The sequence below is a fragment of the Runella sp. R0.1_18 genome (assembly GCF_057652155.1).
In genome coordinates this window covers 100,195-116,808 of record NZ_JBYFCK010000006.1, presented here as the reverse complement: position 1 = coordinate 116,808, position 16,614 = coordinate 100,195, and the positions used below count along the sequence as shown (strand labels likewise).

At 45.7% G+C, this 16,614-nt stretch carries 15 protein-coding genes; 1 reads left to right on the top strand and 14 read right to left on the bottom strand.

Annotated elements, in window-relative coordinates:
- Position 1: 1 nt before the first annotated feature.
- From AC23P2_RS12765 to AC23P2_RS12715, 11 genes are all read right to left on the bottom strand, one after another.
- Complete coding sequence (locus tag AC23P2_RS12765; RefSeq protein ID WP_487773556.1) at positions 2-1,261, bottom strand: MFS transporter; 1,260 nt, start codon at positions 1,259-1,261, stop codon at positions 2-4.
- Between the two features lie 45 nt (positions 1,262-1,306).
- Entirely contained in the window at positions 1,307-4,078 is a 2,772-nt protein-coding gene (locus tag AC23P2_RS12760; RefSeq protein WP_487773555.1) for a TonB-dependent receptor, read from the bottom strand.
- Between the two features lie 31 nt (positions 4,079-4,109).
- Complete coding sequence (locus AC23P2_RS12755) at positions 4,110-4,667, bottom strand: carboxymuconolactone decarboxylase family protein (RefSeq protein ID WP_487773554.1); 558 nt, start codon at positions 4,665-4,667, stop codon at positions 4,110-4,112.
- A 96-nt stretch (positions 4,668-4,763) separates the two neighbouring features.
- Positions 4,764-5,264 (bottom strand): hypothetical protein, encoded by a 501-nt coding sequence (locus tag AC23P2_RS12750; RefSeq protein ID WP_487773553.1) that lies wholly within the window; start codon positions 5,262-5,264, stop codon positions 4,764-4,766.
- A gap of 70 nt (positions 5,265-5,334) precedes the next feature.
- Positions 5,335-5,778, bottom strand: a complete 444-nt coding sequence (locus AC23P2_RS12745) for an SgcJ/EcaC family oxidoreductase (RefSeq protein ID WP_487773552.1) — start codon at positions 5,776-5,778, stop codon at positions 5,335-5,337.
- 171 nt (positions 5,779-5,949) lie between these two features.
- Entirely contained in the window at positions 5,950-7,497 is a 1,548-nt protein-coding gene (locus tag AC23P2_RS12740; RefSeq protein WP_487773551.1) for a vanadium-dependent haloperoxidase, read from the bottom strand.
- 8 nt (positions 7,498-7,505) lie between these two features.
- Positions 7,506-8,399: a hypothetical protein gene (locus tag AC23P2_RS12735; RefSeq protein ID WP_487773550.1), complete on the bottom strand. Its 894-nt coding sequence runs from the start codon at positions 8,397-8,399 to the stop codon at positions 7,506-7,508.
- Between the two features lie 62 nt (positions 8,400-8,461).
- Positions 8,462-9,565 (bottom strand): hypothetical protein, encoded by a 1,104-nt coding sequence (locus AC23P2_RS12730; RefSeq protein ID WP_487773549.1) that lies wholly within the window; start codon positions 9,563-9,565, stop codon positions 8,462-8,464.
- A gap of 159 nt (positions 9,566-9,724) precedes the next feature.
- Positions 9,725-9,949, bottom strand: coding sequence for a hypothetical protein (locus AC23P2_RS12725; RefSeq protein WP_472488110.1), 225 nt, complete (start codon positions 9,947-9,949; stop codon positions 9,725-9,727).
- Positions 9,950-10,044: 95 nt separating this feature from the next.
- Positions 10,045-10,593: a hypothetical protein gene (locus tag AC23P2_RS12720; protein ID WP_487773548.1), complete on the bottom strand. Its 549-nt coding sequence runs from the start codon at positions 10,591-10,593 to the stop codon at positions 10,045-10,047.
- A gap of 83 nt (positions 10,594-10,676) precedes the next feature.
- Positions 10,677-11,441, bottom strand: coding sequence for a DUF2490 domain-containing protein (locus tag AC23P2_RS12715; protein ID WP_487773547.1), 765 nt, complete (start codon positions 11,439-11,441; stop codon positions 10,677-10,679).
- Positions 11,442-11,525: 84 nt separating this feature from the next.
- Here AC23P2_RS12715 and AC23P2_RS12710 point away from each other — a divergent pair, with 84 nt between their 5' ends.
- Positions 11,526-12,674 carry a glycosyltransferase gene (locus AC23P2_RS12710; RefSeq protein ID WP_487773546.1) on the top strand — a complete coding sequence of 383 codons (1,149 nt, stop codon included), beginning with the start codon at positions 11,526-11,528 and terminating at the stop codon, positions 12,672-12,674.
- A gap of 36 nt (positions 12,675-12,710) precedes the next feature.
- Here the strand turns inward: AC23P2_RS12710 and AC23P2_RS12705 are convergent, their stop codons facing one another.
- From AC23P2_RS12705 to AC23P2_RS12695, 3 genes are all read right to left on the bottom strand, one after another.
- A complete protein-coding gene (locus AC23P2_RS12705; RefSeq protein WP_487773545.1) occupies positions 12,711-13,127 on the bottom strand; it encodes a hypothetical protein in 417 nt (138 codons plus the stop codon).
- A 105-nt stretch (positions 13,128-13,232) separates the two neighbouring features.
- Entirely contained in the window at positions 13,233-13,895 is a 663-nt protein-coding gene (locus AC23P2_RS12700) for a hypothetical protein (protein ID WP_487773544.1), read from the bottom strand.
- Positions 13,895-16,597 carry a M4 family metallopeptidase gene (locus tag AC23P2_RS12695; RefSeq protein WP_487773543.1) on the bottom strand — a complete coding sequence of 901 codons (2,703 nt, stop codon included), beginning with the start codon at positions 16,595-16,597 and terminating at the stop codon, positions 13,895-13,897. The genes AC23P2_RS12700 and AC23P2_RS12695 overlap by 1 nt, the downstream gene beginning before the upstream one ends.
- Between the last annotated feature and the right edge of the window lie 17 nt (positions 16,598-16,614).

The following is a 16,614-nucleotide window of genomic DNA, read 5'->3' as shown; positions in this document are numbered from 1 at the left end:
GTTATGTTTTTAAATTATTTTTTCGAGTACCTATCGCCCCTATTACAGCGACAACAAACGCCGCCGAGAATGTCAGTAGGGCATTGCCTAAACCTCCCAAAAAGGAGACCATCGCCCCTACAAAAAAGACGGAGGTTGCCGTGAAAAATCGGCCAATGTTGAAACAAACGCCCGTGGCCGTGGCGCGTACTGCAATGGGAAAAAGCAAAGGAATATAGCTCGAAAGCGTACCTTGACTTATCCCAAAAAAGAGCGACAAACAGGCCATTTCGATATATACCAATTGACTAAAATGCTGATTGGTCAAAAACAGTATCAAAGACAGAAGAGCGCATCCCAAAAACGTTAAAATCAAGGTGGAACGAACGCCTAGTTTTTTGATTAAAAAACCCGACAAAATTCCGCCAACGATGCCTCCCGAACCAAGCAACATCATGGTAAAACCACGTTCTTGCTGACCGCTTTGCCCCTCAGGCAATAATGACTGCACCCAAGTTGGAATCCACGAAAAGATACCCCAAAGCCCAATCAGTACCGACCCAAAAATGACCATTCCCATTAGCAAATGATAGCGGTTTGACGTACTCCACAAGGGAGATTGTGAGGCTGTTGAAGCCATTTTTGACTCTCCCCAGGCCCATGATTCTGGAAGCCAAAGCGACATGGCAAGCGCCGTCCCGATAGGGATCAGTCCTAGCCAAAACGCTTGGCGCCACTCCGCAAAAAGGACGTTGACGCCACCCGTAGTCACAATGCCAATCGGAAAAGCCACCGCCAATATGCCCAATGCGATGGGGCGAGATGGGACAGGCCATATTTCTGAAATATAAACCGTTGAAATCAACAAGACTCCTCCAATGCCCATTCCCGCAAAAAAGCGACAGACCATCAGCGAGTACCAGTCTGGAACAAAGACCGTTAGCAAGGTAGCTGTGCCATAAAGCCCCGTCACCAGGGTCAATGATTTTACGCGGCCGATGCGGTCGCTTACCCAACCAAAAAATAGCCCTCCAAGCCCCCATCCGTATAAAAAAGCCGCTCCCACGTACGCGCCAATTTCGCCCAAACGCGCTTCCGAAATACGGGTTTCTCCCAATAGCTCTGGAATGGCCACAGGCAAATAGACCGACATAAGCGTAGCCGCTGTTCCGCCAAATAAATAGCTAATAAAACAGAGGAAAAAAGCACCCAAACCTGCGCGGCGTACAATCCTGATGGGGGCTTTGCCGACAGAAGTGCTGAAAGGTTGTATCTCATTCATAATTTTTCGCATTTATTCCCCTATTAGGGCGGTCCGCCGCGCGGGTTAGGGGGCAAACGTCAGACTCACATAATACAAACCTCCTACCGCTGGCGAACCAAACGCCTGCACTACATAGTTGTTCCCTAAGTTGGAAGCGCCCAACTTGAGCATCGTTTTTAGCTTCGTCAATTTGTACGAAACCTGCGCGTCAACCAAATTGTAGGCAGGAACGGGGCCTGGACGGTTTTCGGTAAATGTGCCGTACCACAAAAAGGCGTCTTGCCAGTGCCACGCTACGCTGAAGCCTACTTTGTCGGTCAAGCGAGCATTGCTAAACGTGACGTTGGTTTTCCATTTTGGCGTATTAAAAGCGGGAACGTTGTTGGGGTTCGCATCCAAAATATTGAACTGCGCCCAAGTTGCGTTGGCAGCCAAGCGGTAGCCTTTGTCCAACAACACCGTCACTCCTCCGCTGGCACCGTCGGTCGATACTTTATCGGCGGCATTGGTATATAATTGGAAGGTCTGACGTGTAGTCGTACTCAAAATCTCTTGGGCTGCGGCAGGATTGATGCTTCCATCGGCCGACAACACCGCCGCTGAGTTGGGACGAATCACCACTTGGTTAATCAGGAAGTTGGTATATTTTCCGTGATAATAACTTACATCAAACAACAAACGGTTGTTAATCACCCCTTTGTACCCAATTTCAAACGCCTGCATTTGCTCAGGACGAATGTAGGGAACAGCCGATTTCACCAACTTGTCTTTGTGCTTCGCAATGGCTTGGGCAAACGATGTCCCCGCCGCTGTTTCTTGCCCAAATGCTGCTCCAAACGCTCCCACCGAAGCCGCCGTAAATGAATTTTCGTAAGCATTCAAGCCTGCTGAATTTGATGGTGCTCCACCCAACAAAATCAGAGGACCGACATTAAGTTTAATGTACTGGTCAACGACCGTTGGGTTACGAAAACCCGTTTGGTAACTTACCCGAAAATTGTGGTTGGTATTGGGCGAAAACACCGCCGAAGCTCTTGGCGTAAAGTTTCCTGCAAAGCTTTGGTTTTTATCATAACGACCTGAAACCGTTAGCTTTAATTTATCTTCAAAAAGCGTTTTTGACGCTTGTACAAATGCCCCGTATTCTTTGACCCGAACTTTATTGGTTTTATCGTCAAACAACGTCCCGTTCGTATTCATGTCGTAGTAGCGCAAGTTTCCACCCGCCTGAATGCTCAACCACTCAAAGTGCGGCGTAAAATCGTACAAGCCTTCGACGTGGTACATTTTGCACAAACTCAGCACCCCAGCCCCTTCCAAACCGTACAAGTGGCTGTACTTGTCTTTGGCCGCGTCAAAAGCAGGTGTGCCTGGCAAAATCCGCCCTTCGTCAGCAAATGCCCGTGCCGCCGTGTGGTTTTGTGACGTAATACCGTTAACTTTTCCGTTGTAAGCAGCCCCGTAGCGTTCAAACCAAGTAGCATCTGCTTTGCCGATAGGTACTACATTGCCGCTCAAATCTTTTACCCACGTCCGATTGATAAATTGCCCTAACGAACGGGTATTGTACGCATTTTGAGAGTTTTCGGCCACCGAATAGGCTCGAATAAAAAAGTTGGCCCCTTTCAACTCCAAACGCTGTTGCGTAAAGCGAAAATCGCGCAACATGTTACGGCTACTGCTGGTATAATTGGCCGTTCCTTGGTTGACGTTGATTTGGTAAATGGCCTCAATTTTGTCCGAAATACGGTAGTGTAGCGCGGCATTGGCTTTTAGGCTATATACATCGTAAGTGGTTACGTCTTTTTCCAAATAACCCGTACGTGACACCCGCCCGATACCTGGCAAGGTCGAAGCAACTTCGTCTCCGTAAATGTTCAATCCGTTTTTTCCTGGGTTGTTGTTTCCTCTATTTTCAACGGGTGTATTGGGATCAATGTCACTATAATCCGTTGCATACCAGTCAGTTCCTTTGATGTACGAAGCATTCAATTTAAACGCCAAACGATTGTTAAAGGCTTTGGCATAGCGAATTGCTGTTTCAGAAAATGGCTTTGCTCCTCCTCCACTTGGGTCATTGACGTGATTGACACCTATTTTTTGCTGTACCGTAAGTCCCTGAAAATCAAATGGGCTCTTGGTTTTTGTCATCAACAAGCCGTTAAATGCCGTTGGGCCATACAGCGCCGAAGCTGCTCCAGGAATGAGCTCAATCGACTCTACATCTAGGTCAGAAACGCCGAAAAAACTACCCGCCGCAAAACCCAAACCCGCCGATTGGTTATCGACGCCGTCGGTAAGCTGCAAAAAACGGCTATTTCCGATGTTGTTAAACCCACGGGTATTGATTTGGCGCAAGGTCAAACCGCTCGTTACCATGTCCACCCCTTTCAAGCTGTTTAAGGCTTCAAACGCTGTGGCAGCGGGTGCTTGTTGAATGGCGCGGGCTTCCATTTTCTCAATGGTTACGGGCGTCCTTAAACTACTTTCTTCCACCCTTGATGCCGATACAATCACCTGATTCAGCTCGGCCACATCCGATTTTAACGCAATCGCCAAAAACTGATTTTCTTTCACCACTACTTCTTGACGTTCGTAGCCTACCATCGAAATCACCAAGGTAGCTGGCGTGGCCGTAGCCAATTCAAAACGCCCTTTGGCATCGGTCACAGTCCCGATTACTTTTCCTTTCACCACCACCGAAACCCCCACCAAAGGCTGTTGCGTTTCAGGGTCAGAAACGGCACCTGTTAGACGCGTTTGCTGGGCTAATAATAAATTGGTAGCCAATCCAATACAGCTAAAAAAAACTAAAAATGGTATATATTTTTTCATTGTTAAAAACGATTTTGACACAGAGGATACGTTATTTAGGAGCCACAAAACCACCTGGTGGGCGGGTATAACCGCGTCCCACAATCCGTTCGCCCAACGTCTGATAAAACGCTGGATCAGACGGCGCGACCGTTGCCAATCCATCCACGTACTTGTTGTAAAGGCAAAACAAAGCCGTAATCAACACCGTATCGTGAATTTCAAGGTCAGTAGCACCCGCCAAGCGAGCACGTTCAACCGCTTCGGATGTTACGGCTTTTCCATTGATTTGAGCCAAGGCGGCAATGTTCAGCAAGGCTTTCATTTTGTCGCTCACGGGAGCGGTTTCAAAATTTTGCTTTACCAAACGCGCCGTTTCCGATTCACCCAACAGCAAATCAGCGGCTTTGGTGTGCGCTGCTTCGCAAAAGTTGGTGCAGTTTCGGGAGGAAACCAGCGTCGCAATCAGCTCGCGCTCACCCTGTGTCAAGGTAGATTCTCCGCGCAACAAAATTTGGGTCAAATCTCGGATTGGTAATGCCGTATCTAAACGGTATTCGAGCAGCCCTGTAATACCAGGCAGATGCTCAGGAAGAGGAATATGTGGCATGAGTTAAAGTCATTGATTTTTAGGAAATAGACAATACTCCACCCAATACCCTACAGAGGGCAAAGGGAAACGAGCAAAACCAATAAAAGCTAAAAATCACGCTAACTCAGGGGGCGGAGAAACGACTCGCATTGTGCGAGACAAGAAGGAAGACAAGGAAGTTGTTAACGGTGTGGAGTCGGTCAGCCATTCTACTACGTAAAATACGTGTAAACGTTGAAACGAAACGTATTCTTTTAGCCACTGCCCAGCCCAAGCCTTTGACGGCGTTGGAAGTTCAGTAGTCTGATTTTTAATGTGTTGATCAATGTGTTCTGACAACGCCTCAAAATTGGCGCGGGCATCACGGTTAGGTTTACATTTGATAAAAAGTGTATCGTTGAGCATGATTTGCTCCACCATTTCATAAAATTCATTCCCTGCTTGTATGGTACCTTGGACAGGTTCGGGGGCTGTCCAATCGGTTTGGTACGGCAGTGAAACGGGTACTTTTACGGTGACAAAATCCCCTTCTTGTACGGCAGCAAGAGGTTCGTCTTTTTGTACCTCAAGCGCCACATTCCCCCCCAACCAATAGACTACCGAGTAGCCTACCATGTTGTAGAGTAAGAGCCCAAAAAGTAGTATAGAGACGAACCTTTTCACTTTATTAGTGCCTTGTTTTTACTTATTTTTTCTCAGGAAAGGCCGAAACGTGTTGTTCGATAATGAGCCATTTTCCTCCTCTTTTTTCATATACAAATAAATAGCGGACGGGCTTTTTTTCGCGGCTACCGTCGGCGGCATTTACGTCAAACATCCACGTTCCTGAGCTTGTGGCTACATCCCCAAAGATGCGTATCCGTTGGTCATTATTAACAGTCGCTACGGGCTTTTTGGCAATCAAGGTTGTCAAGAATGCTTTACGCGCTTCGGGGGTGTTGGCACTATTGATAAACGTCGGAAAAAAGACCGCGTCGCTCGCATACATTGCATTCACTCCTTCCAAGTCTCCTTTTACCAAGCCATTGTGCCAATTGGTCAATAATTGTGAAATTTCTGAAGGTGTGGTTTGGGCTGTTACAAACGTATAACTAGCCACTGTCAAAAGTAAAGTAACGATTAGTTTCATTGTTTCTAATATGACATCGCTCAATGAAGCGATTGTTTTAAATGAGTATTAAGGTGAGTTTGTCACACAAAGCCACTAAGTCGCAAAGTAATTGAGGTCACTTTGCAACTTAGCGTCTTTGCCTGCATTTTGTTCTTTTTAAGAGTTTTTCATAGAAAGTTAAGCAAGCCTTTACAAGCCAGAACCGTCGGCCTTACCGCGAGCAATGGCGTAGTCGCCAATCACTTTACCGTGCTTTAGACCTAACTCACAGTCGATACGGTAGTGAATCAAGCCGTAAATACGTGAAACCGAGGCTTCCTGTGCTTGGGCGTTAAATTTCTCTGCTTGGTTTGGGAAAATATAGCCCAATACTGTCGCTGCGGCGGCCGAAAACGTAGAGTGACCCGATGTATAAGACGGAAAATTAGGCAAACCCACCGACGTCTTCAACCCAAACTGCTGTGGGCGCGGCGTATAGTAATAATATTTTGTTTCCCAACACGCAATACCCGCATCCATTTCGGCCGTTCCGAGCAAGGCCAGCGTACGCGCCATTCTGATTTCACTAAACCTTGCCTCGTGCGCAGCATTGGCAGCGGCACGGTGCCAGTGTCCTGGAGGCGTGTAGCTACCTGCGCCGTCGGCCCAGTAGTTGGCGATGCGAGCTTGTTCGCGCGTTTGTTTATTTTGGATACTCTTCAACTCATCCAATTCTTTTTGCCATTCGGCCGAACCTACCACGTAAGGAATCACAGGACGAATTTGTTCCAACGTTTTACGGTCAAAATTCCACGTTTGAACCGCGCCGAAGTTCGGTAACATAGCAGGACGAGCAGGTGCTTCTTGGCTTACCCACGGCTCTTTTATGCCACGACTTTTGGCGGCCTCAATCATACCTGCGGTCAAAGTTTGGTTGTTAGCAGCGCTCATTCCGTCGGTTCTAGCTCGGCCCATTACTTTAGCCGCTACAGCATTACCGAGGTTGGTACCCGCTGTCAAATCAGAGGTAACGTTCATCCCTGCCCACTGACGACTCGCCAAATGTTCTTTTAATTTTGCATCCAAATAGGGCACTTCACCTGGAAACATCGCCTTTAAAATCGTCACCGAAGCTGCCGCTACCACCGCATCTTCGGAAGGATAACTTGGTAGAGTCGATACAGGTAACGCTGCTGGAATACTTGCGTCCACTTTTGAGGGAGCAGAACGCTTAAATTTGTACTTATAATTCCAAGCTGACACCAACGCATCGTACTGCGCCACTGACAAATACGCCAACGCACGCGACGTATAAGGCGGGTTGGCAAACGGAAACTTAGGATCGGCCAACGGATTAGCGGCATCGGGAACGGGATACTTTCCATCAGCCGTAGAAGCAGGCGGAATGTTGTAACGAGCCGCTAACTCACGGGCGATTTCGTTCCAACGATATACGGCGCCAGCTCCCCAATATACAACTGCTTCTTTTTGCTCTTGGCTCAGATTACTGGCCAAACCTTTCAAAGCGCTTAATTCGGCCACATAATCCGACGATGTCACTGCTGTTGGAGCAGGTACGCTGATTTCCTCAGCAGAAGCCAACAAGTAAGTTTTCCACGCCCCTGCTTTTTCATCGACACTAGCTGGGGTATAGCCTACCCGTTGTGGTTCTTCGATGGTTTTGTCGCAGGCAAACACGCTCACTAAAATTGTCAGCGTAATGCCGCTATACTTCAAATACGGTATATATTTCTTCATGGCCATTATTACTTTTTGAAATTAAACAGATACAATACCCCCACCATTATGCTCGTACTTTGCCCCATGTTAAGGCCGTTGGTTACGTAGCTTACGCGGGCGTTCATTCCCAAGGCTTTGGGCTGAAGTTTTCCGTACCAGCCCACAGTAGTGGCTTCCATGTTGTTGGTTGGGAAAGGCATGTCATTGCGGCGAATGTTGTCCCCGTTTACACAAGAGAAATTCTCCACAAACACTTCCGTCTGCCATTTTCTTTTTAAAATCCCTACCCTTGCGCCCCAATCTGTTGCGTTAGGAACACTTACTTCTGTGGTATTATACACACGGTCGTCGGCCTGATACGCATCACGATCTACGTGAATATTACTGCGCCATGAATACGTCCAATGCCCCGTTATATACGCCCCTGATTTGTGCTGATAGCTTGGCAAAATACGCGCTGATACCGTACGGCATTGAAGCCCAATCGACATGGGTAAAAAGTCGGGCACGTACTTACTCACTGGGATAGAAGCACCTAACAATCCATTGAGGGTAAAGCCTTTAACGTTTACCATTTTCCACTTGAGCCAGCCCGACAAATCTTGTAAACCTTTCTGCCCCATCAAGTTACCTGCCGATGTTTGTGTCCAAACATAAGGCAAAGCCAACATCACGTTTAGGCGATTGCTCACCCCAATGGCAGGCATTACCATCACACTCTGCGTGGTATGTGTCCCAATGTTAAGGTTTTCGCGCTTGAGGGTATTTTCCCAATATTCTTTCCAAGAACTATTGGTGTACATGGTAGCTACACACACTTGGCCTTTCGACATGTAAATCGCGTCGTTGGGCATTTGAGCCATGGCCGACAATGAGAAACAGATAGCTACTATCGTCGATAAAAGAGATAATTTTTTCATTCAATAATCTATTGATAGGTAATTGTAATTCATGAAGAAAAAGATAACGCTTTCTCTATACGTTAGAACCAACGACTAATGTTTACCGAAACCAAGTAGTCGGCAAAAGCTGCATCTCCGTGACGTACTCCAAGTGGGTCGAGGCGGTCAGAATAGCTTCTAATACGGTTGCGATAAAGTGCATAAGGCACCGTAGCGGCAGCCGAAAATTTACCCTTCATAAAAGCAACCCCAGGCTCTACCGAAATAATGTAGCCTGGGCGACGGAAACCGCTGCTTCCACCGATGGCATCAATGGCAGGAACTCCCTCAGCACGCCCACCCAACATCACCGAGAAATATTTGGCAAACGTTTGGCTCACGCCCGCACGCGCCGCAAATTGGTCAGCAACTGAAAATGTACCCGTGACTAAATCAATGGTAGTAGCTTCTGGACTACGTACAATGCCATTGGTTTCTTTGGGATTAAACAAATAAAATCCGTTGAAATAAGCCGTTGTTGTTTTAGCGATTTGCCAATACCCTTGCGTTTCGAGGCTAAAACCTACGCCACCATCACCCAGCTGAATCGACTGGTCAACGGGTTTGACGATGGTATAATCTTGTTTTTCTTTATTGAGTTTGTGAAACGCGTCTGTGACGTGGTAGTTACCCGTTGGCAATTTAAGACCACCACCGATGGCAAAATTAAACTTTGGTAGTTTGTAAGGGTTTATCATCCAATACGTTGCCGAGATACGCACATCCCCAATGCCTTGTGATTTTGTATGAAAACGTTTTTGGTCAGGATTGGCACTTACGGCATTTCCATAATGTTCGTAAAGCGAAGAACGGTCGTTGTACTGAATGGGCAAATTAACCCCCAAAGACAAGCGGGCGTTGGGTTGGTAGCTGATTCCCAAATCTAGTGCGTGCGACAAGTTGATTACTTCTGTTCCCTGTTCAACGCGGTGTTTTTGCTCTTCATCGCCCACAAAGTGTTTGTACGAACGAAAATAGCGGTAGCCCATGTTGACCTGCCACTGGGCATTTTTTTGTTTAAAATATTCGGAAGATGTCAGCGAATTAGTCGCTGCACAGCTCATGTGACGAACCGCTACGCAACCTTGCGAAAAGCTTTCATTGGCTAAAAATAAGCCGATTAATGAGTATATAATTTTTTTCATCTGGTTATGATAATCTTGAGCTTCCGTGCACAGACAAATAGCTACGTCAGAAAGCAATTTGCTCAATAACGATGGGCTTTCGTAAGCTGGCGAAAGGGGGTTGTTGAAAATGTTTGTTTTCAACCCAGCATTAACATAGATGAATTTGTTACAGGAGCATTATTGTACTACCTTTTCTAGCTGCGCCATTGGCAAAGCACACCCCACTGGCGGTATGTCTTTTACCGATGCTTCGCTAGTTGTTGGAAGGCAAAACGTACGAACTTCGTTCGGACCAGTACATAATTGCGCGCTTTTACTAGACCACTTTTTAGCTGCCTGTGTATCTCTACAGGTAAGCAGAGCCGTAGCCAATAGTAATAGTACCCCTATAAGTGTCTTCATTATGAGCTTGGGTTAATGAAAAATGGTTGTCAATAGGCGATAAATAGCCTATTTGAATGAGCTACCCTTGAGGCAGTCTTCACCCATAGATTTCATTAAACTTGCTCTGGAGGCGGACAATGAAGCAATAAGACAGCTTGAAGTAAGGAGTTTGTAGGAGTGGCGTAGTTTTCCTGACTCAACGATTCAATCACCTGAGCAGTAGGCCATTCCATGATAGAAGTGGGAAGATAAACTTTCAATAAATCGGACAAGAGCTTCACCGCTTTCCCCATTGGGCTATCGGGCGACTGCGCCGTTTGGTCGGTCATCTCTTGAATTTGATCGGCCAACTCAAAAAAGCGATCACGCGCTGTTTGGTTGGTTTTCATCGTGACGTACAGGGTGTCGTTTTCGTGGCGCTGTTCGGTCACGTTATAAAACTCATCCCCATGCCTGATTAGTCCTTCCTGCCCTTCTGCATTTTCCCAAGTTGTATTGTAAGGAAGCGTAGGAAGGTGCATTTTGAGGGTTTGCCACTCGTCGTTTTCGGCGGTCGGCGATGCTGTTCTAAAATCCTTGTCAAAAAGCAAAACGGTAACTGTCAGCCCAAACATATTGTAGAGCAGCAGCAGTAGGAGTCCGATTGCAGTTAATTTTTTCAAGGAATAATGAAACTTTACCCCAAAGGTATAGAAAACTTTAAAATACTATCACACAAACAATAACAATTTTCGTGCCTAACTTCTTACAAATACCACCAATATTGGATATCGTTCCAATTAATGGTATGATAAATATTCAGTTGCAACAAATTAAAGAAGCGATAATTCTGCGCTTTGTTTCGTACAAGGGCTTGAAAACAATACCCCATTTCCGCACGAGTGCTACCAAAATTATACCCCCCTCCCAAGTGTATCCAGTTTTCTGAAATTAAGGAACCATTGCGGGAGCTCACGGGGCCGTTTGTGGCTCCTTTGAAGTATAAAAATGCTTCATTGGAGGCCGACAGGAAAAATCCTTGTTTTTCTTTTTTGATATCGTATAAAGGCAATGTTGCCCAGACCTGATAGCGTCCAATAGACGCTTGAGAAACGATATGTGTCTGTAAATTAGTCGGTTGACGCCATTCATAGCGACCACGATGGGTAATAATAAAATTCCCTAGTTTGTGTTGGTACGTTGCTTGCGCTACCAAGCGGTGCTCGTTTTCACGGAGTCCAAAAATATTATGTCGCCCATAGGCATAGCCTGCCGCAATCGTTAGCGGTTTTGAAAGCTGATAGGTTGCCAAGCCGTGTAAAACAAGGTGTGTATGCCCACTCGGAAAGCGTTTTCCATCGACGGTTTGGCTAAAGGCATTCACTACAGAAGAGACGTTTACGTTATACCCTAGCTTTTTGGTGAATTTCCCAGCTTGGGAGTAACTAGGCGAAATTCCGTACAGCATTAAATCTTGGGCTTGCGCAGTCATGGTCAATGCACAGCCTAACACTAGGAGTAGCTTTTTCATCAAATAATGGGTCTTTGTATGGTATAAAAACCCCTCACAAAGAGTGTGCCAAAAAACTCCGCGATTCGTTTGTATCTTTGCCGCATGAGAATCTTGAATATTTGCGCTTATACTTGGGCGATTGGTGGCCCTGCCCGAATCATTTACGACCATACCACGGTGGTACTCAAACTTGGTCACGAAGTGGATATTTTAAGCCCGATTACCCCAGGCGACAAGGTTTATCCTGCTCCCGAGGGTGCTCGCGTCATTGTCTGTAAACGTACGACGCCCATCAGCAGATTTTTTCCCGAATTCTCACTTGAAGCTTGGGACTACCTTCGCAAACACATCCACGAATACGATGTCGTGCATTGCCACGGAATTTGGCATTTTGGGAGTGTCGCGCCGTTTTTGTTTAAAAACAATACGCCCAAAGCCATTACCATCCACGGGTTGCTCGACAAGTGGGCAATAAATCACGGCTATTGGAAAAAGAAGTTATTTGGAATCCTGTTCCAAAAACGTTTTTTGAAAAAAGCACAATTGATTCAGATTAACAACCACGACGAACTCAACGACCTGCACCAGTTCTTAGGTTTTCAGCATCCCAACGTCGCCATTATCCCCAACGGTATGCAGTTGGATGAATTGGCACAATTGCCCCCAAAGGGAACGTTCCGAAACCAATTTAACTTACCAGCTGATAAAAAATTGGTTTTGTTTATGGGGCGCTTGAACATCAAAAAAGGCTTGGATTTGTTACTACCTGCATTTAAAAAATATACCGAAAAACATAACGATGCCTTACTGATTTTAGCAGGCCCCGACGATGGTTATCAGGCCGAAACGGAGCGATTTATTGCCGAAAATCAGCTACAGGACAAAATGATTATGGTGGGCATGTTGACGGGAGAAACCAAAAAAGCAGCCCTGGCCGATGCCGACATTTTTACGCTTCCCTCCTACTCCGAAGGCTTTTCAATAGCGGCTTTAGAAGCCATGACGGCGGGGGTACCTTCGCTTGTTTCAGACCGCATTGGGTTTGACGGAACTGTAAACAAATATAATGCTGCCCACGAAGCCCCCCTCACCGTTGAAGATGTTCATTACGGATTAGAAACAATGCTCCAAACCCCTAAATATTGTCAAATACTAGCCAAAAACGCCAAAGAAATGGTATGGGAGCTTTACGACATCAACATTGTGGCGGGAAACCTGGTCAAAGAATTTGAGAAAATTCGTAGAAAGTAAACTAACCTTCGGGAAGCTTGGAACTTCCCGAAGGTTTTATACGTGTAACACCCCGTCGAGACCAAGCTCGGGAATCGGTCGGAGATTTTCTTCAATAATGCTGTCGGGAACGAAGATGAATTTTTTGTCAAAAATCTTACTTCCTACGTAAAAACTCACCCAATATTCATTATTGAGATGAAAAACATCGGGCATAATGGTCTCTACTTGCACCCATTGCCCCGCCCCGATTTCCGTAAAAAAATGGCGTAAGGTAGAGGTACGCTCTTGGTCAGCTTTCGATTTGGCATCGTCCCCCGAATACCCTCTTGAGGTTACAAAAACGTTGGTGATGGTGGTTTCATTCTGATTTATCAAATATACGCCCCATTCAGCTTCATTTAGCTCGTTGATACGGCGGGCAATGGTCACCACAACTCCCTCAACTGGAGTAAATTCAATGTCTTTTTTCATATTCTTGGATAAATAAAGCCCCAAAATTAACCCTTTTTGAAGCTACATTCCAAAATGAAGAGATGAGATGAGTGATAAGTGATGAGAGAAAAGTGATGAAATCTTCTATTTTTTGGTAGGTATCGTCTTGTACTGTTTCAAATCAATAAAGTATTCGGTGGGCGAAAGACTTACCAACTTGAAAGCCCCGTCGGAGGTAATCAATTGATTTTTTGGCAAATAACTTGGATAGTCTATCTGATTAAAAATGGGCAAATAATGCTCAATTCCTAACAAAAAATTGTAGGCATAGAGCGGACGGCAGTCAAACGGCACCGTGGATAAAAACACTTCTTGGGTCATTCGGCCTGCATTGATTTGGTAGAGTTGCGCTTTGAGCGTAGGCCAGCCGTAGTTGTTTTGACCAAAGACTTGGGTTTTCCCCAATGTTTTTCCACTGACTTTCGGTATGTTTTTTCGGGCAAGTGGCGCGTCGAACGTTTGACAAAATTTTTGATTAACATCGTCTATGCCACACACAAGGTACTTCCCATTGGGATAGGCGACGACAAACTCTATCCCATCGGCTACGCCATCAAAACTATCCGCATTGGTAAAGAGCCAAGTAGAAGTTTTGCGGTCAAGGTAAACGCTGAACTCTTTCTTTTGCCCCTCTTTTTGGTAAGAATAAGTGAGTTGCTCGGTAAATTTCAACGTTTTTTGGGCAAAAGCTGCGCAAGTAACTCCAAGTAACAAGAACAGAAAAAAAGAGAAATATGAGGTTTTCATCAGTTAAAAACGGGGCTTGAAGAAAAAAGGGCGTTAAAATTGGTAGGGATAGTTTCTTTGATATTTCGGACGCTTACTCCACTGAACATCTTTAGCGGAAAACCTCGCATGAAATAATCGACTCCCATTCGCAATTGTCCCGTACCGAGCGGCACAAATAACCCTAAATCTGATAAATGAAGCGGTATTTCGGTGGTGGATTCCCAGCTAATCCCTCCATTGAGTACATAGCGTTTTGCCAAATATTTCCCTTGGTATAGATAACTACCTTTGATGTTTTCTTTGTCAAATTCTCGCTTTCCTTTTCGCCCTCCCCAAAACGCCTTTTCGCTGGTCAGGTGCGTTCCATCGCTCAATTCTTTGAGATTTTTCTTGGTTTCGTTGGCCGTTTTGCGGCCTTCTGCTAGGTGTTTTTCTAAGTCAGGAAGTATTTTACTAAGTTCTGCCTTTCTATCCGCTGGGGTGGAAGGATCACGAAGTTGTGCTTTGATGCCCTCTATGGCATCTTCCGCTGCTTTTTCACCCAAAGGCCCATATTCCTCCAGCATGTTATGAACAGTCCCTGCCCAATTTTTAGGTACAGTAAGGTTTTTTACCCCCTCTTCGTCTTTAGAAACAATGTGCATAAACGCGCTATGTCGCTCACTGTACGTCTTCACCCAACCTTCTTCCGTTCGCGCCACCGATACGATGCTATCGCCCTTTACATAAAATCGAATGGCTTTGTCAGGTTCGGGATCATACGTCCAGTCAAACGTAAGATTCATACAGCGAGCGGGGGCATCCTCAAACACGCCCACGGCATACCACGCGTGCTTGACGCTGTGCGTTTCGTTGGCACATTTCCCAAACATCTGCTCGGCCGTTTTGACGGTAGCTTCCGCAAAACGCTCAAAATTGGTGTAGGGAGTCAGGCTAAAAAGAGTTTGATAGACCAATTTAGCCGCTTTTTGGATGCCAATACCTTTTTGGATGTTGTAAGGCTGATTGTGGTCGTTGGTGCCTTTTCCACCTTCCGACAACAAATAAAACCAGTGCGAAGCAACCGTGCTGTTGTTATGAACCCAACAATTACCGTTCTTTTTTTCTGCTACACAACCATTCGTATCTTGCCAATACTTCCCTTCGTAAGTATCAGGATGCGGAAGAGAAGTTCTAGTTTGGAAGGTTGATTTTGGCCATTTTAGGTTTCGGATACCGTTAGGTAAGACATACGGCGCAATCACCCAATCAGGCGTAGCGGGATATCCCCAATGTTTTATGGCAATACCCAACATATCGGCGACGGCCTCATTGAGTGAGCCAGGCTCTCCTTCTCCTACAAAATCTGCCATTCCCGAGCGTACAACTCCATGGGTAAATTCATGTCCAATCACCTCCAACGTGACCAAGGGTTTATCACCATAATTGCCAAAACCAATACGTTTTTTTTCAACTTCCCAAAAAGCCCCTTCCTTTAAGTTACCATCTTCATCGTAAGCCCGACGTATTACAAGCATCGAACCTTGGTCGTCAAAACTGTTACGTCCTAACTGTGTTTTGTAGTAGTCGATCGTCTTTTTTCCCACAAAAGCCGCATCCGCAAGCCCTTCTTTGGTGAGGCGCGGATCAATCCATTTGGTAGTAGGGTAATTGACAACCCATTTGGCCGTATCATAAACCGACACAAACGGTTCCTTGTGTGATACTAAAATGTATTTAGCCGAATCGTTATTGACGTGAATTTCGATGTTTTGAGGTCCATAATGGTACGTTTGCATTGTCGTAATCGTCGGCTTTTTTTCTTCTTTACGAGTAATCTTGTGTGAATCAAAGCATTCTAAAATGAGCGACTCACTACGTACAATATCCCCTCGATACGCATCTAAATAGTACCTTGTTTTACCTGAAATAATTTGGTGTGCAAGACGCAACTTTTGGCTAGCTACGTTCAAGTGCTGAGGAACAATGATTAAATTTTCGTAGATAGGAGCAGTGATTTTAGCCTCTTTGGGTAACTTTTGAAAAATTTGATTTTCATCAATAATTTTCCCCAAAAATTCAGGCCAACGCGATTTATCAAAAGCATCGCCTGAAGCCGCAAGGGCTTTTCCGTTTGTCTCGTGTCTTACTTTAAAATAAGCCCCAAAAACGGGATATTCTCCGACAAACTGCTGAAAAGTCGTAATTTTTAAGCCTGTTGGCAACGCAATTGTCTGTTGCTTTTGCAACTGGACACCGTACTTTTTTTGCATAAACTCCGCAAAGGTTTCAACCGTCACCTCACTCTCCCGATAAAACTGAAACGACGAAGGGACTTTTGAATACGGACTTTCTACTTCGTCAAAGTTGGTAGGCACAGGCTGTTCTTCTGACTTGGGGGTAATCGGAGCTGTTTCGGTTGGTTCGTTGGGTTCTTCGGGTTGAGAAGGGGCAGCTACACCGCCCCCTTTGGCCATTTTAAGCATTTCAGCCCGCGCTTTTTCAAATTCTCTCAACAACTCAGGCGTGGCTTGTCCCTTCGCTTTGAGTTCTTTGATTTGGTCATCGAACATCTTATTGATATAGGCAGGGTCTTTGAGCTTGGCCATTTCGGCTTCGGCTTCTTTTATTGCTTTATCAAGTTCGGCCTGCTGTTGCTTTGACGGTTTTTGCTGCGCCAAAGCCTCAACATACAATCCCAAAAACACGACCAATAACCAAACGAGCTGCTTTGCGTTCATGGCTTATCCGAATTTGA